We start from the raw sequence: 19,526 nt of genomic DNA on the forward strand, positions 1-19,526 counted from the left end.
GATCTGATCAAGAGACAGCCTTCACAGGGGGAGGAGCAAAAGTAAGACCTGTCTTCCAGGCGGCTTTACTTCACGCTCACATCAATATCGCCAAAGTATTTCTTCGAAAGCTCTTTCACCACGCCATCTTTTTGCACTTTCACGATAGCCTTATCCAGCTTCTCTTTCAGCTGGGTATCGCCTTTGCGCAGGCCGAATGCGATACCGCTGCCGAGGATTTTGTCATCCCGCACGGCGTCGCCGACAAAGCCATAATCTTTACCGTCCGGACGCGACAGGAAACCGCTCTGACCGGCTGGCGCCAGTACTAAAGTGCCATCAAGGCGACCGGAGGACAGATCCAGATAAACCTGGTTCTGATCCTGATAAGAGACGATATCTACGCCTTTCGGTGCCCAGTGTGCCTGCGCGTAGCTTTCCTGAATCGAACCCTGCAACACGCCGATATGTTTGCCTTTCAGCGAATCAACCGTTGGCAACAGACCGGAGTCTTTCTTCGCAATCAGTTTACTCGGCACGCGGTAAATCACGTTGGTGAAATCAATCGCCTGACGACGTTTTTCTGTCACGTTCATGGCGGAGTTGATCGCATCAAATTTACGCGCCTGCAATGCCGCAATCAGGCCGTCGAATGAGGTATCAAACCATTCGCATTTCACGCTGGCGGCGGCGCAGACGGCGTTGCCCAGATCGATATCAAAACCTTGTAACTCACCGGTCGCACTTTTGGATTCAAAAGGCGGATATTGCGCTTCCAGACCAAATTTGAGTGTAGAACCGTCCGCCAATGCGGAGAAAGAAGCCACGGCACAACCTAACAGCAATGCGATTTTTAACTTTTTCATTATTCACAATTCCCCAGCGTGATGTAGATAAATGCAAAGGCTCAGACGCGACACAGGCGGCGTGCGCCTTCGTACAACGTGTCGTTGTCTTTGGCGAAACTCAGGCGGATAAGCCCGGTGGGTTTGTTATTGCTATAAAAAGCCGAGAGCGGGATGGTGGCAATCTGATGATCGCGGATCAGGCTCAGCACAAATTCGTCGTCGGTCAGCGGGCTGAAATGACTAAAACGCGCCAGCATAAAGAAGCTGCCACGGCTTGGCAGTAATTCAAAGCGGGATTCACTGAGCGCTTCGGCCAGCAGGTCGCGCTTTTGCTGATAAAAATCCGCCAGACCTAAATAACTTTGCGGATCAGCCAGTGCTTCGGCGAAAGCCACCTGCATCGGCGTATCCGCGGAGAACATCATAAACTGATGCACTTTACGGATTTCACTCATCAGTTCGGCCGGTGCCAGACAATAGCCCACACGCCAGCCGGTGACGTGATAAGTTTTGCCGAACGACGACACAATCACACTGCGCTCTGCCAGTTGCGGATGGCAGGCCATACTTTCATGGCGCTCGCCGTCGAACACTACATGCTCATACACTTCGTCGGACAAAATCACGATGCCGGTGTCTTTGGTCAGTGCGGTCAGACGTTCGATATCGAAATCCGTGAAAATGGCGCCGGTCGGGTTGTGCGGGCTGTTGATGATGATCATCCGCGTACGGCTGTTGATCGCACTTGCTACCTGATCCCAGTCGATGCTGAAATCGTCCATCGACAGGCCGATCGCAACAGGCTTCGCGCCCTGCAAACGGACAATCGGCGCGTAGCTGTCAAAAGACGGTTCGAAATAAATCACCTCATCGCCCGCATGAACCAGTGCGCTGATGGCGGAATACAGGCCTTCGCTGGCGCTGGCAACCACGGTCACTTCACTGTCGGCGTCATATTTGCAGCCGTAAAGTGCTTCGGCTTTGGCAGAAAGCGCATGACGTAAGGCCGCCACGCCGCTCATCGGCGCGTACTGGTTATGACCTTCACGCATGGCTTTGGTGACACTTTCGATCAGCGCGGGCTGACAGGAAAAGTTCGGCGCACCTTGCGATAAATTCAGGGCATTATGCTCGGCGCTGAGCTGGCCGATGACGGTAAAAATAGTGGTGCCGACGTCCGGTAATTTAGACTGCGGCGACATGGCGCTCTTCATAGCATTTCCCCAAAAAATACAGGCCGGGCGGCCATAAGAAGGTAAAACAGGTTTGAATGATTAAGCAACAGTTCCCCTGTGCCGACAATGGAAAGTTTGTCATACTCGTTATGATCTGAAGTCATGGCTTAATGACGTTTACAACGAGGTAACTGTGAGCTTTTCGCCTGAACTGCCGTACCTGAATTTGCCTTCGCTCAACGTGCTGAAAACGTTTGTGGTTGTAGCGCAGACGCTAAATCTGACCCATGCCGCCTCGTTGTTGCATATCACGCAGGGCGCGGTCAGCCGCCAGATAACCGGGCTTGAGTCCACGCTGGGCTATCCGTTGTTTTTGCGTCAGGCCAGAGGGCTGACGCTGACCCCGCGCGGGGCACAACTTTTACCGCCGGTACAACAGGCGCTGGCACTGATGGGGGAAGCCCTGAAACGCGTCGGTTCGCACCCTGATACGCTGCGCATTAAATGCCCGACCTGTTCGATGCGCTGGCTGTTGCCGCGCGTTATCCAGCTGCAAAATGATCGCCCGGATATGCAGATTGAACTGACGGCATCCATCGCCCACGGCGTGGATTTCAGCAGTGAGCATTTTGATGCTGCCGTAGTCTTTGGCCGTCCGCCGGAATCATCGCGTCGCGCACATCATTTGTTTGATGAAGTGCTGACACCGGTCTGTGTGCCTGATTTTTTGCCGCGTCATAAAGGGCAAACTGCGGTGGCAGATCTTGAGGATAAAACACTGTTGCACCCGACGCGGGATCGTCGTGACTGGTTGTTATGGCTGCGGGAAGAGGGTGTTCAGGGGCTGCCTTCAGCCAAATCCCAGCATTTTGATACGCTGGATTTGGCCATTAATTCTGCGTTGCAGGGATATGGCGTGGCGATTGGCGATCTGACATTAATTGAGGACGATTTGCAGGCGGGGCGGATTGTCGCACCGTTCCCGCTGTGCGTGGCGAGCGGCGCGTCTTATACGTTGCTGTATCCGGAAAATCCGACGCCCGCACTAAAAGTAGCGATTGATTTTCTCAATGAAGAAGCGCGGCTCAGCCGGGAAAAGCTGAGCGCGCTGTTATCGACGTCACACCGGTTAGTCAGCGCAAACTGATCAGTACAGCGCAGCCAGTGCGCTGGCGATGGCACCGGTCAGTTTGCTCAACTCTTCTGCCGAAATGATGTACGGCGGCATCAGGTAAATCAGCTTGCCGAACGGACGGATCCACACGCCTTGCTCAACGAAGTGTTTCTGCAACTGCGCCATATTCACCGGCTGGCGCATCTCTACCACCCCAATTGCGCCCAGCACCCGCACGTCGGCGACGGCCGGATGTTCCGCGAGTGGCTGTAATTCGGTTTTCAGTTGTTTTGCAATATTCAGAACCTGTGCCTGCCAGCGGTTTTCGGCTAACAACCGCAGGCTGGCATTGGCGACCGCGCAGGCCAGCGGATTGCCCATAAAGGTCGGGCCATGCATGAAACATCCCGCCTCGCCATTACTTATCACTTCAGCGACGTGACGCGTGGTTAAGGTAGCCGAAAGCGTCATATAGCCTCCGGTCAGCGCTTTGCCGAGACACAGAATATCCGGCGAAATCCCGGCGTGATCGCAGGCAAACAGCTTGCCGGTACGGCCAAACCCGGTGGCAATTTCATCGGCAATCAGCAGCACGCCGTATTCGTCGCATAACTTGCGCACGCGTTTGAGATACAACGGATGGTAGATCCGCATTCCACCCGCGCCCTGAACCACCGGTTCCAGAATGACGGCCGCGATTTTGCTGTGGTTCTCGTCGAGCATTCTGGCGAACGGCGCGATATCCGTTTCATCCCATTCGCCGTCAAAGCGGCTTTGCGGCGCATCGGCGAACAGATGCTGCGGCAGATATCCCTGATACAAACTGTGCATCGAATTTTGCGGATCGCACACTGACATCGCGCCAAAGGTATCGCCGTGATAGCCGTTGCGCAGCGTCAGCAAGGTCTGACGTTTTTCGCCGCGCGCCTGCCAGTATTGCATCGCCATTTTCAGCGCCACTTCTACGGCAACCGAACCCGAATCCGCCAGAAACACGCATTCCAGTCCGGCAGGCGTCATTTCCACCAGACGGCGCGACAGCGCAATTGCTGACGGATGCGTGATCCCGCCAAACATCACATGTGACATTTTGCCGATTTGTTCGACTGCGGCCTGATTGAGCTGCGGGTGATTGTATCCGTGGATCGCTGCCCACCAGGATGACATGCCGTCAACCAGCTGACGTCCATCGGCGAGTTGCAACATCACGCCGGACGCCGATTCCACGGCATACGCGGGCAGCGGTTTGGTCATCGAAGTGTACGGATGCCAGATGTGGCGCTGATCGAATTCAATATCGGCGGGGGTCATAAATGAGTCCTGGGGGAGCTAAGTTGTAAACTAAAAAATAATTTTAACGTTGACGGTAAACCAAAACAAATTAAAAATGGTTTACTAATCATAAAATATTAACCCCAAAATCATTCTGATTGCATTATTTGGAGATGTCGTCATGTCCCACTGGACGCTGGAAAAAACGCAGGCCTTGTTCGATAAGCCATTCCTCGAGCTGATGTTCGAAGCTCAGCAAATTCACCGTCAGCATTTTGACCCGCGTCAGGTGCAGGTCAGCACCTTGCTGTCGATTAAAACCGGTGCCTGTCCGGAAGACTGTAAATACTGCCCACAGAGTTCCCGTTACAAAACCGGACTGGAATCTGAACGTCTGATGCAAGTGGAACAGGTGCTGGAATCTGCCCGTCAGGCAAAAGCCGCCGGTTCGACCCGTTTCTGCATGGGCGCCGCGTGGAAAAATCCGCACGACCGTGACATGCCGTATCTCGAACAAATGGTTCAGGGTGTGAAGGAAATGGGCATGGAAACCTGCATGACGCTCGGCACGCTGAACACCACGCAGGCGCAGCGTCTGGCGCACGCCGGTCTGGATTTCTACAACCATAACCTTGATACCTCACCGGAATTTTACGGCAGCATCATTACCACCCGCAGCTATCAGGAACGTCTGGATACGCTGGCGGAAGTGCGCGGTGCGGGCATTAAAGTCTGTTCCGGCGGAATTGTCGGTCTGGGTGAAACCGTTAAAGATCGCGCGGGTTTGCTGATGCAACTGGCGAATCTGCCGGTACCGCCGGAAAGCGTGCCAATCAACATGCTGGTGAAAGTCAAAGGCACGCCGCTGGCTGATAACGACGATGTGGATCCTTTCGATTTTATCCGCACCATTGCCGTGGCGCGCATCATGATGCCGCAATCTTACGTGCGCCTTTCCGCAGGTCGCGAGCAGATGAGCGAGCAGACGCAGGCGATGTGCTTTATGGCCGGTGCTAACTCGATTTTCTACGGCTGCAAACTGCTGACCACGCCGAACCCGGCGGAAGATAAAGACTTAATTCTGTTTGGCAAACTGGGGCTGAATCCTCAGTCCTTCGAAACAGAAATGGGCGACAACCAGCAGCAGGCCGCGCTGGCCGAACAACTGATTCATGCTGATACCGATCAGTTCTACAACGCGGCGGTATAACCGGTGAGCTGGCAAACGCGGATCAACGAAGCGGTCGCGGCGCGTAAACAGGTGGCGGCATTTCGTGTGCGCCAGCCAAACGAGGGCGGCAGCGTGCGTTTTCTGACGCAGAATGAGCGACGTTATCTGAATTTTTCGGGCAACGATTATCTCGGCCTGAGCCAGAACCGCGATGTGATTGCCGCGTGGCAGCAGGGCGCGGAGAAATATGGCGTCGGCAGCGGCGGGTCCGGTCACGTCACCGGTTACAGTCTGGCGCACGCCGAGTTTGAGCAGCAACTGGCGGACTGGCAGGGTTATCCGCGTGCGTTGCTGTTTATCTCCGGTTTTGCCGCCAATCAGGCGATCCTTGCCGCGCTGATGCAGGCTGAGGATCGCGTGCTGGCCGATAAACTCAGTCATGCGTCTTTACTGGAAGCCGCGGCACATGCGCCTTCGCAATTACGGCGTTTTCATCACAATCAGCCGGATTCCCTGCAGCGTCTGCTGGAAAAGCCGTTCAGCGGTGAAACGCTGGTGGTTACAGAAGGCGTATTCAGTATGGACGGTGACGCTGCGCCATTGGCTGAGCTGCATAATTTGTCGAAAACGCACGGCAGCTGGCTGATGGTGGATGATGCGCACGGCGTGGGCGTGACCGGCGAAGAAGGACGCGGAAGTTGCTGGCAGCAGGGCGTGCGGCCTGAGCTGCTGGTCGTCACATTCGGAAAAGCGTTCGGCTGCAGCGGGGCGGCAGTGCTGTGTGATGATGCGACTGCGAATTATCTGTTGCAGTTCGCCCGTCATCTGATTTACAGCACGGCGATGCCCGCCGCACAGGTGTGTGCGTTACAGGCTGCGCTGGCACGAGTCCGGCAGGACGACGACTTGCGTGATAAACTGGCGGCCAATATTGCCCGTTTTCGCGCGGGAGCCGCCGGTTTACCCTATCAGCTGACCGGTTCACAGACCGCTATTCAGCCCGTTATTGTGGGTGAGAATCAGCCAGCGCTGGATCTGGCTTCGGCGTTGCGTGAACGCGGGTTGTGGATCAGCGCCATCCGTCCGCCGACGGTGCCGCCGGGCAGTGCGCGGTTGCGTATCACCCTGACGGCGGCGCATGAGCCGGAAGATATCGATTTTTTGCTGGAGTCCCTTCATGGGTGCAGTCACTGAATTAGTGAACAAACAAGCGGTGGCCGACGCGTTCAGTCGCGCCGCCATCAGTTATGAAAACGCCGCACAGTTGCAGCGTGATGTAGGCGAGGAATTACTGGCGCTCGCAGCGCCGTATCTTAAAGACGCCGGTAATCTGGTCGTCGATGCGGGTTGCGGCACCGGACATTTTAGCCGTCACTGGAAGGCGCAGGGCAAAAAGGTTATTGCGCTGGATCTCTCCGACGGCATGTTAGACCGTGCCCGTGAGCTGGATTCCGCCGATGAATATGTGCCGGGCGACATAGAACGTTTGCCGTTCGCCGACAATTCTGTCGACATTTGTTTCAGCAATCTGGCGGTGCAGTGGTGTAACGCGTTACCGCGCGCGCTGGAAGAAATGCACCGCGTTACCCGCAACGGCGGGCTGGTGCTGTTTTCCACGCTGGCAGAAGGTTCGCTTAACGAACTGGCTGCGGCATGGATGAAAGTCGATGGCCGCCGTCACGTGAACCAGTTTCTGACGCCGGACAAAATAGCCGAAGCCTGCGCACCGTATCGACACGAAGTAACCTTCAGCGACCACGTGGCCGAATTCCCCGATGTGATGTCACTGATGCGCTCGCTGAAAGGCATCGGCGCGACGCACATCAAAAACGGCCGCCTCGGCGGTCTGGGAGGACGCGAACGTCTGCAATTGCTGGAAAAACACTACGTCCGGCGCGACGGCATCCTGCCCCTCAACTACCGGCTGGTCTACGGCATTTTGCAGGTCGAAGAACTTATCCCACGTTAACAAAGCTCCTCCCAGGCTTGAAACAGGCGCGGTCTGCTCCCTCCCCAGCGAAGGGGAGGGCTGGGGTGGGGTATTAATGGCAACTCTGGAGTCGTCTTTAAAACCCCCTCCCGACCTCCCCCTTCGCAGGGGGAGGAGCAAAACCTGATTTCAATGTGGGGAGGGAGCCAACCAACCCCAGGCTTTTCATGAAACAAAAATACTTCATTACCGGCACCGACACTGAAGTCGGAAAAACCGTCGCGACCACCGCATTCTTGCAGGCTGCCGCATGTGCCGGACACACAACCGCCGGATACAAACCGGTGGCATCTGGCAGTGAAATGACCGCCGAAGGGCCACGTAACAGCGATGCTCTGGCGTTGCAGGCTTACAGCACCGTGGGTCTGCGTTATGACGAAGTGAATCCCTGCACTTTTATCGAACCGACCTCACCGCACATCGTCAGCGAACTGGAAAAGCGTCCGGTTGACCCGCAGGTGTTATCCGCAGGTTTACGTCATCTGGAACCGCTGGCGGACTGGGTGATTGTGGAAGGCGCGGGCGGCTGGTATACGCCACTGACCGCGGATTATACCTTTGCTGACTGGGTTATCGCCGAGCAGTTGCCGGTGGTGTTAGTGGTGGGAATGCGCCTCGGCTGCATTAACCACGCGGTGCTGACGGCGCAGGCGATCGCACAAAGCGGATTGCATCTGGCGGGCTGGATAGCCAACGACGTGCAGGAAACGGGGAAGCATCATCAGGCGTATATGGATACGCTCACGCGTATGCTGCCTGCGCCGCTGCTGGGCGAGATCCCGTACCTGAGCGCCGGACTGGACGTTAATCTGGGACAATATCTGGATCTTGACCGTCTCACGGCGTGAAACATCAGACCGTCAGATAGTTTTTGATTAACTGATCGTCGAGCTGTGCCAGCGTGCCTTGTGCGACATCGCGGCCGCCATCGACCAGACAGAACCGGTCGGCGACGCTGCGGATGAACGGCAGTTTGTGGCCGACCAGCAATAATGTCAGACCCAGATCCCGGTTCAGGCGGTGAATAATATTGCCCATGTTCGCCGCCATCGATGCGCTGGTGTGCTCGGTCGGTTCATCCAGTATCAGTAATTCGGGCTCCTGAACCAGCGCCCGGCTGATGGCCAGCTGTTGCTGCTGGCTTTCATCAAGCTCTCCCGCCTTACGCGTGCCCATCTCTTTTAACGCCGGAAACAGGTCATAGACTTCTTCAGGCACGCGACGCGTCTTATTCCGGCTCGCCATCATGGCGATTTGCAGGTTTTCATCGACACTCATCTGCGAAAAAATCTGCCGCCCCTGAGGTACATAACCGATACCCATCTGTGCGCGGCTTTCCACAGGCAGATTCAGCAGACTTTGCGGCTCTTCATCACGCGATTGCCAGGAAATTGCGCCGCTTTTCACCGGAAGATGCCCCATGATGCAATTGATCAGCGTCGTTTTGCCCACGCCATTTCGCCCGATCAGGCAGGTGCATTGCCCGCGGTACAGTTCGAGATTGATGTCCCAAAGAATATGTTTTTGCCCATAGTACTGATTAACGGATTTTACACTTAACATCAGACATACCTCCCTCATGGCGCTTTTCACCGGACTGCATTTTGACGGCCACTGTCATGTTTCTGACATTTATGTTCCGCTGTATGCGCGTTCTACAGGGGAATCCTTCACGAAATCTCTTCAAAGAGTGAATTTGCAACTCTCAGGCCAAGTTTTACCAGGGAGTGATAAAAAGAGACGTTACGTGGCTGTTAACAGGCCACGTACGGATGATTTAGGATTATTCATGAGTATTGTCAGGATTTGGAGATTCGGCGTGAGCCGTTGTAAAAGTAAACTGCACTTTGGCAGTGCCGGTTTCACTAATTTTGGTGCAAGGTTTGCGCCGTTGAGAAGCTGGAAAATCCTGATCAGATGCACTTTTGGGTTTTGCAAGGAACATCCGCTCGGAAATCCAGGCGAAATAGGCATAAATAAGGAGATAAAAAAGATAAAAAATAACTAAAAAAGAGCTCTCAGGCGCTGACGGAGCAAAAAATGGTTTTTTACCAACTCCCGCCGCGCCTGGTGTACTGAGACTTATCCACTATTCCTGTGGATAACCTTGTGCATGAGAGTAAGAAAAGTTGCTACAGACGAGTCAGGACGCGGCTTGCGCTCAGTTTGCCCGTATTCGCAGCTTTTTGATGATGTGGTTTTATATCAATGAGTTAGTTAAAAGCAATACAGGCGTAATTCGTTCGTCACAGTTGTGTCAATCTTCGTCAAGCTGTGGTCAGAAAGTGAGTAGCGGTAAATATCGGGATAAAAATGTCAACTGATGGTGAGATTTCTCATTTGCCATAACCTAAAAAAGTGCAGTGGCAGCAAGATGTTAAAAGAGGTGCTGATTTTATCGATTGGAAGCTGGTTTTATATACAGTATTATAACAGCGGTAAAATTTGGACTGGCAAAAATTGCCAAGTCTTTCATACTATTTTTCCCCGAACTGTTCACCGGTTCAGCCCGTACGGCCTTGTGCATTTCCATTTCAGTCAGGTAGCCCGTCATGAGTAAAGAGTTCAAACTGCATTCCGAATTTAAACCTTCAGGCGATCAGCCTGAGGCGATACGCCGCCTGGAAGAAGGGCTGGAGAACGGGCTGGCGCACCAGACGTTGCTCGGGGTGACCGGTTCAGGCAAAACTTTTACCGTGGCGAATGTGATTGCTGACCTGAACCGTCCGACGATGGTGCTCGCCCCGAACAAAACGCTCGCGGCGCAGCTTTATGGCGAGATGAAAGAGTTCTTTCCGGAAAACGCGGTGGAATATTTTGTCTCCTACTACGATTACTATCAGCCCGAGGCCTATGTCCCGAGCTCAGACACTTTTATTGAAAAAGACGCCTCAGTGAACGAACACATTGAGCAAATGCGTCTTTCCGCGACTAAAGCCCTGCTGGAACGCCGGGATGTCATCGTGGTAGCGTCAGTTTCTGCCATCTACGGTCTGGGTGATCCGGACTTGTATCTGAAAATGATGCTGCATCTGACCAAAGGGATGATCATCGATCAGCGAGCCATTCTGCGTCGTCTGGCGGAGCTGCAATATTCCCGTAACGATCAGGCTTTCCAGCGCAGTACTTTCCGCGTGCGCGGGGAAGTCATTGACGTGTTCCCGGCAGAATCTGACGATCTGGCGCTACGCATTGAACTGTTCGATCAGGAAGTCGAACGTCTGTCGCTGTTTGATCCGCTGACCGGTCAGGTTCAGCACGAAGTGCCGCGTTTCACCATCTACCCAAAAACGCACTACGTGACCCCACGTGAACGCATCGTGCAGGCGATGGAAGAAATCAAAGTCGAACTGGCGGATCGCCGTAAAGTGCTGCTGGCCAATAACAAACTGCTGGAAGAACAGCGTATCAGCCAGCGCACGCAGTTTGATCTCGAAATGATGAACGAGCTGGGTTATTGCTCCGGTATCGAAAACTACTCGCGCTACCTTTCAGGGCGCGGGCCGGGCGAGGCACCTCCGACGCTGTTCGATTACCTGCCTGCCGACGGTTTGCTGATTGTTGATGAATCCCACGTGACCATCCCGCAAATCGGCGGGATGTACAAAGGCGACCGCTCGCGTAAAGAAACGCTGGTTGAATACGGTTTCCGTCTGCCTTCCGCGCTGGATAACCGCCCGATGCGCTTTGAGGAATTCGAAGCGCTGGCGCCGCAAAGTATTTATGTCTCGGCCACGCCGGGTAAATACGAACTGGAGAAATCCGGTGATGATGTGGTCGATCAGGTGGTGCGTCCGACCGGTCTGCTGGACCCGATCATCGAAGTGCGTCCGGTGACCACCCAGGTGGACGACTTGCTGTCTGAAATTCGTAAACGTGTGGCGGTTAACGAGCGTGTGCTGGTCACTACGCTGACCAAGCGTATGGCGGAAGACCTGACCGAGTATCTTGAAGAACACGGCGAGAAAGTACGTTACCTGCACTCTGACATCGATACCGTCGAGCGTGTGGAGATCATCCGCGATTTACGTCTGGGTGAATTCGATGTGCTGGTCGGTATCAACTTACTGCGAGAAGGGCTGGATATGCCGGAAGTGTCGCTGGTGGCCATTCTGGATGCCGACAAAGAAGGCTTCCTGCGTTCTGAACGCTCGCTGATCCAGACCATTGGCCGTGCGGCGCGTAACCTCAACGGTAAAGCGATTCTCTACGGTGATAAAATTACCAACTCGATGGCCCGCGCCATTGAAGAAACCGAACGTCGCCGCGCCAAACAGGAAGCGTATAACCTCGAAAACGGCATCACGCCGATGGGGCTGAACAAGAAGATCTCCGACATCCTGCAACTCGGTCAGCCTAAGACCAAAAAGAACAAAGACAAACGCGATGCAGAAGCGGCGCAGACCTTCAAATCGCTTACGCCGAAAGCGCTGGAGCAACGCATCAAAGAGCTGGAAAGCAAGATGTATGCGCACGCGCAGAATCTGGAATTCGAAGAAGCAGCCAATACCCGCGACGAACTGCATGCCTTGCGCGAGCAGTTTATTGCGATTTCATAACGAGAAGGGTGGTAGACTGCGCGGCTTAAAAATCATGACCCAGACATTTTAACGAAGAGCGAGCCAATGACTGACACACCACAAAATCCTGGCGCAGCGAAAGATCCGCTGCACGGCGTCACGCTGGAAAAACTGCTGACAACGCTGGTGGATAACTTTGGCTGGCCGGCGCTGGCCTCGCAGGTGAATATCAACTGCTTTAAAAGTGACCCGAGTGTGAAATCCAGCCTTAAATTCTTGCGCCGTACGCCGTGGGCGCGCAAGGAAGTGGAAACGCTGTATCTGGATTTCATCGAAGGTCATCTGCGCCCGGACATGACACGCAGCAAGCGCCGCACACCGCTCTCAGCACAGGCTCCGCAAAAGCCAAAAGTCAGTACCGCCAAACCGGCTGCCGACAGCCCGTGGAATAACCATCCGCTGGTGAAAAAGTAATTTACGCGCATTTCATTCTGTTCATTTGAGGGGAAGGATCGTGTCAGAGCAACAGGTTCTTATCGTGATCGATATGCAAAACGGAGTGTTCATCTCCCCGCGTTATGACCGCAGCGGACGGGCTGAGCGCATTAATCAGCTGATTGACCGGGCAGGGCGCGTTATTTTCATTCAGCACGCTGAAGGTGAAATGACCGAAGGCAGTGAATTCTGGCAAGTGTTACCTGAACTTCATCAGCCGGAAGGGGCAATTTCTGTCACCAAAACCGCCTGTGATTCTTTCTATCGCACTACGCTCGAATCGGTATTGCAGGAACTGAACGCGACCCGTTTTACGGTCTGTGGTTGTGCAACGGATTACTGCGTTGATACCACCATCAAAGTTGCCGCCAGCAAAGGCTATGCCGTGACCGTCGCATCGGACGCGCATACCACCGGCGACCGCACGCATGTGACGGCGCAGCAACTGATCGGTCAGCATAATGAAGTGTGGCGTGAGTTATCCGTGCCGGGCAATCCGGTTACCGTGAAAACCACCAATGAGATCCTGGCTGACTGGCAGTAAATTCAGTTTCCGGACGCAAAAAAGGCCGCATCGCGCGGCCTTTCGTGTTTCTGCTATTCAGTAAATCAGAGCATCTTTTGCAGCGCTTCTTCGATGGCCGCCCGCAACATATCGCGGTCATGGCGATAGGGCACATCGCTGGCTTCGAGCGGGCTCTGAATAATCAGATGTTCAGCCGCGCTTCCACCAACTGTCACTTTCGGCCCCACAATCGCGGCATCTGCACGGCGACCAATGCGCGCTTCGATCATATCCAGTTTGTTATCCAGCGTCAGAGAAGCCGCGGCGACGCTGAGTTCTTTCCCCAGATTGCCGATATACACAATGTGCGCACGGCTGCGACGCAGCGCAGTGGTGAGGTCATTCATCAGCAACAGCGGCATCAGGCTGGTGAAGAAACTGCCGGGGCCAATCAGGATCAGATTAGCTTCTGCAATTGCCTGCAACGCTTCGCGCGTGGCCGGCACCTGAGGTTCAAGCCGCAGTTCCCGCGGGATCTGCGTCAGTTTATCGACATTCACTTCTCCATGAACCGTTTCACCGTTGGCATCAATGGCGGCCAGATCGACCGGCTGTTCTGACATCGGGATCAGTTCGGCATCCACTTTCAGCAGGCTGCGCACCAGATTGATCGCTTCAAGCGGACGCACGGTCAGGTGATCGAGCGCACGCAGCATCAGATTCCCCAGATTATGCCCGTCGAGTTCTCCCTGACCGCTGAAGCGATATTCAAACATCGCGGAGGCCAGACTCGGTTCGGTAATCAGCTGATTCAGGCAATTGCGCATATCGCCCCAGGCAATGCCACCCACGGAACGACGTATGCGGCCGGTCGAACCGCCGTTATCCGTGGTGGTCACGATGCCGGTCAGACGCGGGCCGAGAGAGGAGAGGGAGGACATCACGCGGCCAAGCCCGTGACCTCCGCCTAACGCCACCACCCGGTCGAGGTCTGCTAATGTTCGGTTACGCATGGTTTTCCTTTCAATGGGGAGTGGCGATATAAATCAATTTTCTGCGGGGATTTTACCTAACTTTGCAACAAGATGTTATCACTTAAGGGCACGACATTTGCAGACTCAGCGTATTCAAAATCAAACGCTTTTAGCCTTGAAAATGCAGTCTTTTGTCGTGAAAAATCGTTATATATCAAAATGCATAACGAAAAACCATCTTGGCGATCCGGACTTTGCGGCGTTAGAATATGCCCCGTTACCCCCGTATTCATCATCGCTCCGCTATGGATCGGATGAATCAACTCCTAGCCCTGGTTCCTAAGTTGCCTTTCTGACGTCGTTCCCACAGAAACAATATGGAGCCCTGGCCGTGACGAAAGTCACCAGGGTGTATGGCAGAAATGCCCGCATCTCCCGTATCTGGAAAGGTGTTAAGGTGCTTCAACTTACTGATGCTTTTGCCCGCAAGTTTTATTACTTGCGGCTGTCGATCACAGACGTGTGCAATTTTCGTTGCACCTATTGTCTGCCGGATGGCTACAAGCCGCACGGACACAGCAATAAAAGTTTTCTCTCGCTCGATGAAATCCGTCGGGTCAGCCGCGCGTTCGCTCACTTAGGGACAGAAAAAGTGCGCCTGACCGGTGGAGAACCGTCGCTGCGCCGCGACTTCTGCGAGATCATTGCCGCAGTGCGCGAAAATCCTTCCATCAAAACCCTCGCGGTGACCACTAACGGTTATCGCATGGCGCGTGATATCGATAAATGGCGCGATGCCGGTCTGACCAACATCAACGTCAGCGTCGACAGTCTCGACGCCCGCCAGTTTCACGCCATCACCGGTCAGGATAAATTCCACGATGTGATGGCCGGAATCGACGCGGCTTTTGACGCCGGTTTCAGCAAGGTGAAAGTTAACACCGTGCTGATGCGCGATGTGAATCACGCCAGCCTGAACACGTTCCTCGACTGGATCAAAACCCGTCCGATCCAGCTACGTTTCATCGAACTGATGGAAACCGGCGACGGCGGCGATCTGTTCCGCAAACATCACGTGTCGGGCGAAGTGCTTCGCGAACAGCTGGTGCGTCAGGGCTGGCAGTTACAAGTTCGCTCCCGCAGCGACGGCCCCGCGCAGGTTTTCAGCCATCCGGATTATCTCGGTGAAATCGGATTGATCATGCCGTACGAAAAAGACTTCTGCGCCAGCTGTAACCGGCTGCGCGTGTCTGCCATCGGCAATCTGCATTTGTGTCTTTTCGGCGAGCAGGGCATCCCTCTGCGTGATTTATTAGCCCACGACATGCAGCAGGACGATCTGATGGACCGCATTCAGGGCGGTCTGAGCCGCAAAAAACAAACTCACTTCCTGCATGAAGGCAATACCGGAATTACCCAGAACCTGTCGTTTATCGGCGGCTGAGTCCGGCATTAATCGTTTAAGGAGCAAACTGATGAGCAAAGCCAGTAAAGAGTTTTTGCCTTTATCTGTGGCGATCATGACGGTTTCCGACCGCCGCACCGACGCTGAAGACACATCCGGGCATTACCTGAAAGAGGCCGTGACCGAAAGCGGGCATCACGTCGTCGCACAGCAAATCGTCAAAGAGAACATTTACAGCATCCGCGCCGTGGTTTCTGCGTGGATAGCGGATGAAAAAATCCAGGCGATTCTGATCAACGGTGGTACCGGTTTTAACGCCGGCAACAATACGCCGGAAGCGCTGAAACCGCTGTTTGACCGCGAAATCGAAGGCTTTGGCGAGTTGTTCCGCATGGTGTCGTTTGAAGATATCGGTACCTCGACCATTCAGTCGCGCGCCATTGGCGGCATCGCCAACCAGACGGTAATTTTCGCCATGCCCGGCTCGACCCGCGCCTGCCAGACCGCCTGGGACAACATCATTGAAGCGCAGCTCGACGCCCGTCAGGGACCGTGCAATTTCACTCCACATTTGAAGAAATAAGTATGTCTGAACTCACTCACATTAATGCTTCCGGCGACGCGCACATGGTGGATGTCTCCGGTAAAGCCGAAACGGTTCGCGAAGCGCGAGCCGAAGCCTTTGTTGAAATGGCGGCCGGTACGCTGGCGATGATCATTAACGGCAACCACCATAAAGGTGATGTGTTCGCTACGGCGCGTATCGCTGGCATTCAGGCGGCGAAAAAGACCTGGGATTTAATCCCGCTGTGTCATCCGCTGTTGCTGACCAAAGTGGAAGTAAATCTCGACGCGCAGCCGGAACATAACCGCGTGCGCATCGAATCCCGCTGCCGTCTGAGTGGAAAAACCGGCGTGGAAATGGAAGCGCTGACGGCGGCTTCCGTGGCGGCGCTGACTATTTACGATATGTGTAAAGCGGTGCAGAAAGATATGGTGATCGGCCCGATCCGCCTGCTGGAAAAAACCGGCGGCAAATCCGGAGACTTTAAGGTGGAAGGTAAGGTGGAAATATGATCGACGTTCTTTTCTTCGCGCAGGTACGCGAACTGACCGGCACCTCGAGCCTGCAACTTCCGTCGGATTTCTCAACGGTGGAAGAGTTACGGACTTCGCTTACGGCGCGCGGTGACCGCTGGGCACTGGCGCTGGAATCCGGAAAGTTACTGGTGGCGGTTAACCAGACGCTGACCACGATGGCGCATCCGCTCACGGCGGGCGATGAAGTGGCCTTCTTCCCACCGGTCACCGGGGGCTGAGATGAGCGAGACGAAAATTGTTGTGGATGCCGCGCCGTTCAGCGTGGGTGATGAGTACAACTGGCTGGCGCAATCTGACGCCGACGGTGCTGTGGTGACGTTTACCGGCAAAGTGCGCAATCACAATCTGGGTAATCATGTCAGCGCGTTAACGCTGGAACATTATCCGGGCATGACCGAAAAAGCGCTGGCAGAAATTGTTGCTGAAGCCCGTTCCCGCTGGCCGCTGCAACGCGTGTCGGTTTATCACCGCGTGGGTCCGATGTATCCGGGGGATGAAATCGTGTTTGTCGGCGTGACCAGCGCGCATCGTGGCATGGCTTTTGAAGCCAATGAATTCATTATGGATCATCTGAAAACCCGCGCACCGTTCTGGAAGCGTGAGGCCACGGAAGAGGGCGACCGCTGGGTTGATGCCCGTGACAGCGATAAACAGGCCGCGGCGCGCTGGTAAATCGCATCTCAACCGCACGCAGACCTTCCATGCTTTTCTCTCTATCTGTGATACGCTTAAAAAATCGGGAGGCTGTTCTGGCCTCATTTTTTGTCCTCCATGCAAAAGGGTAATCATCATGGATCGATATCCACGCAGTAACGGTTCAATTGTTGAACGCGCGAATACCGGCATTCAGGCGTACATGGCGCAAGTGTATGGCTGGATGTTCTGTGGTTTGCTGCTGACCGCATTTGTGGCCTGGTACGCCTCCGGCTCTGAGAAAATCATGAGTTTTGTTTTCTCCAGCCAGATTACTTTCTTCGGTTTGATCATCGCGCAGCTGGCGCTGGTCTTCGTGATTTCTGGCATGGTGAATCGCCTGAGTGGCACGGTCGCCACCGGTTTGTTCATGCTGTATTCCGCGCTGACCGGGCTGACGCTTTCCAGTATTTTCCTGGTCTACACCGGTGATTCGATTTTCGGTACCTTCATTGTCGCCGCCGGTATGTTTGGCGCGATGAGCGTTTACGGATACGTGACCAAGCGTGACCTGACCGGTATCGGCAGTATGTTGTTCATGGCGCTGATCGGCCTGGTGCTGGCATCGCTGGTGAACATGTGGCTGAAAAGCTCCGGCCTCGCGAACATCATTTCTTACGCCGGTGTGCTGATCTTCGTCGGTCTGACCGCGTATGACACACAGAAGCTGAAAAACATGGGTGCGCAGTTGTCTGCTGATGATCGCGATAACTTCCGTAAATACTCCATTGTTGGCGCACTGACGTTGTATCTCGATTTCATCAACCTGTTCCTGATGCTGTTGCGGATTTTCGGCAACCGCCGGTAACGGTTTTTGATTGCAAACGTTTGAGAGGGGCACTGAGAAGTGTCCCTTTTTTTATGCCGGCTGGTGAGGTTTATTAGCTCCCTCCCCTGCGAAGGGGAGGGTTGGGGTGGGGTATAAAGGTCAAAAAATGAATGCTGAAGTGTGCAGGGATAATGGTGTCAGCCCTTAAAACCCCCTCCCGTCCTCCCCCTTCGCAGGGGGAGGAGCACATCAAACTCTGACCCGCCCCGTCGGTACACGCCGAAAACTCCACCACACCTGCACGGTGTTAAACAGCACCAGAATCGCCGTCACGATAAACACCCACCGGAAGCCGAGCAGGGCTGAGGCGCTCGAGCCAATCAGCGGCCCGATCACGTTCCCGAGATACATAAACGACTGGTTGTATCCAAATATCCGGCCGGTGACCTGATCACTGCTGTATTTCACCAGCAGCGCCTGAACCGCAGGCATCAGCGCGCCATCACCGAAACCTAGCATGAAACGCAAAATACCCAGCTGGGTCGGTGTATTAATCAGCGCCATCAGGCAGAACAGAATGAAGCAAAAGACCAGTGCGGCGATAAGAATGCGGTGCGCGCCAATGCGGTCGCCGAGCTTACCGAGTTTCGGGGCGGCCATCAGCGCGGAAACGCCGGGTACCGCGGCAATCACGCCGCTGATAAACGCGATGTTGCTGGTGTCAGACGAAATCTCGCGGATAAACAGCGTCAGGATCGGGCTGATGGAACCGTTCGCCAGTTGAATCATCATGGTGGTAACGAACAGGCTGACGATGAGCCACGGATAAGGCAGTGTGGTGAATACCGCTTTACCACTCAGCCGGTTGGCTTTGGTCACCGGCACTACGCGTTCTTTGATCAGAAATAATGTGATCAGGAAGCTGATAAACAACATGGCGCTGGTGACGAAAAATACCGTGCGCAGGCCGAGATGGTCAGCCATAAAACCGCCGAGCAGCGGGCCGATAATGACACCAGATACCTGACCGGTAGACAAGGTGCCCAGCGCCCAGCCGCTTTTATCCCGGGGCACCTGCGAGGCGACCAGCGCCATCGCATTGGGTATATACCCGGACGTCAGCCCCATCAGCGTACGCAGAATGAAAAGCTGCCAGACGTTGGTGGCGAAACCCTGCAACATCATGACAATTGCCATACCCAGTGCGGCGCGCAGCAACATCAGCTTGCGGCCTTTACGATCCGCAAGGCTGCCCCACAGCGGCGCAACGATGGCCGAAACCAGAAACGTACCGCTGAACACCAGTCCTGACCACAGGCTCAGTGATTCATGAGATGTGACGCCAAGCTGTTCGATGTAAAGCGGTAAAAAAGGCAGGATCTGACTCATCGCCATGCCGGTGAAAAAACAGCCCAGCCAGACGGAGATTAAATTTACTTTCCAGGTTTCCATGTTGCAGCGAGCGAGCCTTATGGACAGAGGAGTGTGAGAAACGAAGCATAGCAATCAAATCTG

21 protein-coding genes and 1 riboswitch are annotated in these 19,526 nt (G+C 54.5%); of the genes, 15 read left to right on the top strand and 6 right to left on the bottom strand.

The annotated features are described in order from the left end of the window. Positions 1–65 precede the first annotated feature (65 nt). Both CKQ54_RS10110 and CKQ54_RS10115 read right to left on the bottom strand, forming a co-directional pair. Positions 66–845: an ABC transporter substrate-binding protein gene (locus CKQ54_RS10110; protein WP_120160438.1), complete on the bottom strand. Its 780-nt coding sequence runs from the start codon at positions 843–845 to the stop codon at positions 66–68. A gap of 41 nt (positions 846–886) precedes the next feature. After that, positions 887–2,041, bottom strand: a complete 1,155-nt coding sequence (locus CKQ54_RS10115) for a methionine aminotransferase (protein ID WP_112291426.1) — start codon at positions 2,039–2,041, stop codon at positions 887–889. Positions 2,042–2,195: 154 nt separating this feature from the next. Here CKQ54_RS10115 and CKQ54_RS10120 point away from each other — a divergent pair, with 154 nt between their 5' ends. Continuing rightward, a complete protein-coding gene (locus CKQ54_RS10120) occupies positions 2,196–3,149 on the top strand; it encodes a LysR substrate-binding domain-containing protein (RefSeq protein ID WP_120160440.1) in 954 nt (317 codons plus the stop codon). Here CKQ54_RS10120 and bioA read toward each other — a convergent pair whose 3' ends face one another. After that, complete coding sequence (bioA, locus tag CKQ54_RS10125) at positions 3,150–4,427, bottom strand: adenosylmethionine--8-amino-7-oxononanoate transaminase (RefSeq protein WP_120160441.1); 1,278 nt, start codon at positions 4,425–4,427, stop codon at positions 3,150–3,152. Positions 4,428–4,569: 142 nt separating this feature from the next. Here bioA and bioB point away from each other — a divergent pair, with 142 nt between their 5' ends. From bioB to bioD, 4 genes are all read left to right on the top strand, one after another. Continuing rightward, on the top strand, positions 4,570–5,598 hold the full coding sequence (gene bioB, locus CKQ54_RS10130) for a biotin synthase BioB (protein ID WP_120160443.1): 1,029 nt from the start codon (positions 4,570–4,572) through the stop codon (positions 5,596–5,598). Between the two features lie 3 nt (positions 5,599–5,601). Beyond that, positions 5,602–6,753 (top strand): 8-amino-7-oxononanoate synthase, encoded by a 1,152-nt coding sequence (gene bioF / locus CKQ54_RS10135; RefSeq protein ID WP_120160444.1) that lies wholly within the window; start codon positions 5,602–5,604, stop codon positions 6,751–6,753. Continuing rightward, a complete protein-coding gene (bioC, locus tag CKQ54_RS10140) occupies positions 6,737–7,528 on the top strand; it encodes a malonyl-ACP O-methyltransferase BioC (RefSeq protein ID WP_120160446.1) in 792 nt (263 codons plus the stop codon). Before bioF ends, bioC begins: the two co-directional genes overlap by 17 nt. Positions 7,529–7,716: 188 nt before the next feature. After that, positions 7,717–8,397 (top strand): dethiobiotin synthase, encoded by a 681-nt coding sequence (gene bioD, locus CKQ54_RS10145; RefSeq protein ID WP_112291703.1) that lies wholly within the window; start codon positions 7,717–7,719, stop codon positions 8,395–8,397. A gap of 4 nt (positions 8,398–8,401) precedes the next feature. Here bioD and CKQ54_RS10150 read toward each other — a convergent pair whose 3' ends face one another. Then, positions 8,402–9,112 (bottom strand): ABC transporter ATP-binding protein, encoded by a 711-nt coding sequence (locus CKQ54_RS10150; RefSeq protein ID WP_112291705.1) that lies wholly within the window; start codon positions 9,110–9,112, stop codon positions 8,402–8,404. A 16-nt stretch (positions 9,113–9,128) separates the two neighbouring features. On the opposite strand from CKQ54_RS10150, the gene CKQ54_RS10155 reads away from it, so the two are divergent. From CKQ54_RS10155 to CKQ54_RS10170, 4 genes are all read left to right on the top strand, one after another. Beyond that, positions 9,129–9,557, top strand: a complete 429-nt coding sequence (locus CKQ54_RS10155) for a hypothetical protein (RefSeq protein ID WP_120160448.1) — start codon at positions 9,129–9,131, stop codon at positions 9,555–9,557. Positions 9,558–10,101: 544 nt separating this feature from the next. Further along, entirely contained in the window at positions 10,102–12,108 is a 2,007-nt protein-coding gene (gene uvrB / locus CKQ54_RS10160) for an excinuclease ABC subunit UvrB (RefSeq protein ID WP_112291709.1), read from the top strand. 66 nt (positions 12,109–12,174) lie between these two features. Continuing rightward, positions 12,175–12,543 carry a VF530 family protein gene (locus CKQ54_RS10165; protein ID WP_013576381.1) on the top strand — a complete coding sequence of 123 codons (369 nt, stop codon included), beginning with the start codon at positions 12,175–12,177 and terminating at the stop codon, positions 12,541–12,543. A gap of 40 nt (positions 12,544–12,583) precedes the next feature. Then, positions 12,584–13,108 carry an isochorismatase family protein gene (locus CKQ54_RS10170; protein ID WP_120160450.1) on the top strand — a complete coding sequence of 175 codons (525 nt, stop codon included), beginning with the start codon at positions 12,584–12,586 and terminating at the stop codon, positions 13,106–13,108. A gap of 65 nt (positions 13,109–13,173) precedes the next feature. Here CKQ54_RS10170 and CKQ54_RS10175 read toward each other — a convergent pair whose 3' ends face one another. Continuing rightward, complete coding sequence (locus CKQ54_RS10175) at positions 13,174–14,082, bottom strand: gluconeogenesis factor YvcK family protein (protein WP_120160452.1); 909 nt, start codon at positions 14,080–14,082, stop codon at positions 13,174–13,176. Between the two features lie 272 nt (positions 14,083–14,354). Then, positions 14,355–14,511, top strand: a riboswitch (molybdenum cofactor riboswitch). Between CKQ54_RS10175 and moaA the strand changes: the two genes are divergently transcribed. From moaA to CKQ54_RS10205, 6 genes are all read left to right on the top strand, one after another. After that, positions 14,501–15,487, top strand: coding sequence for a GTP 3',8-cyclase MoaA (gene moaA / locus CKQ54_RS10180; protein ID WP_120160454.1), 987 nt, complete (start codon positions 14,501–14,503; stop codon positions 15,485–15,487). (Overlaps the previous riboswitch by 11 nt.) A 31-nt stretch (positions 15,488–15,518) precedes the next feature. Next, positions 15,519–16,031 (top strand): molybdenum cofactor biosynthesis protein B, encoded by a 513-nt coding sequence (gene moaB, locus CKQ54_RS10185; protein ID WP_112291715.1) that lies wholly within the window; start codon positions 15,519–15,521, stop codon positions 16,029–16,031. 2 nt (positions 16,032–16,033) lie between these two features. Further along, positions 16,034–16,525, top strand: a complete 492-nt coding sequence (gene moaC / locus CKQ54_RS10190) for a cyclic pyranopterin monophosphate synthase MoaC (protein ID WP_120160456.1) — start codon at positions 16,034–16,036, stop codon at positions 16,523–16,525. Further along, on the top strand, positions 16,522–16,767 hold the full coding sequence (gene moaD, locus CKQ54_RS10195; RefSeq protein WP_120160457.1) for a molybdopterin synthase sulfur carrier subunit: 246 nt from the start codon (positions 16,522–16,524) through the stop codon (positions 16,765–16,767). Before moaC ends, moaD begins: the two co-directional genes overlap by 4 nt. A 1-nt stretch (position 16,768) precedes the next feature. Beyond that, the gene (gene moaE, locus CKQ54_RS10200; RefSeq protein ID WP_120160459.1) at positions 16,769–17,221 is read left to right on the top strand and encodes a molybdopterin synthase catalytic subunit MoaE; all 453 of its coding nucleotides are present in this window, start codon (positions 16,769–16,771) and stop codon (positions 17,219–17,221) included. Positions 17,222–17,339: 118 nt separating this feature from the next. Continuing rightward, a complete protein-coding gene (locus CKQ54_RS10205) occupies positions 17,340–18,050 on the top strand; it encodes a Bax inhibitor-1/YccA family protein (protein WP_013576373.1) in 711 nt (236 codons plus the stop codon). A gap of 210 nt (positions 18,051–18,260) precedes the next feature. Here CKQ54_RS10205 and mdtG read toward each other — a convergent pair whose 3' ends face one another. Next, positions 18,261–19,463: a multidrug efflux MFS transporter MdtG gene (gene mdtG, locus CKQ54_RS10210; protein ID WP_120160461.1), complete on the bottom strand. Its 1,203-nt coding sequence runs from the start codon at positions 19,461–19,463 to the stop codon at positions 18,261–18,263. Between the last annotated feature and the right edge of the window lie 63 nt (positions 19,464–19,526).

The sequence above is a fragment of the Rahnella variigena genome, from assembly GCF_003610915.1.
GTDB classification, from domain to species: Bacteria; Pseudomonadota; Gammaproteobacteria; order Enterobacterales; family Enterobacteriaceae; genus Rahnella; species Rahnella variigena.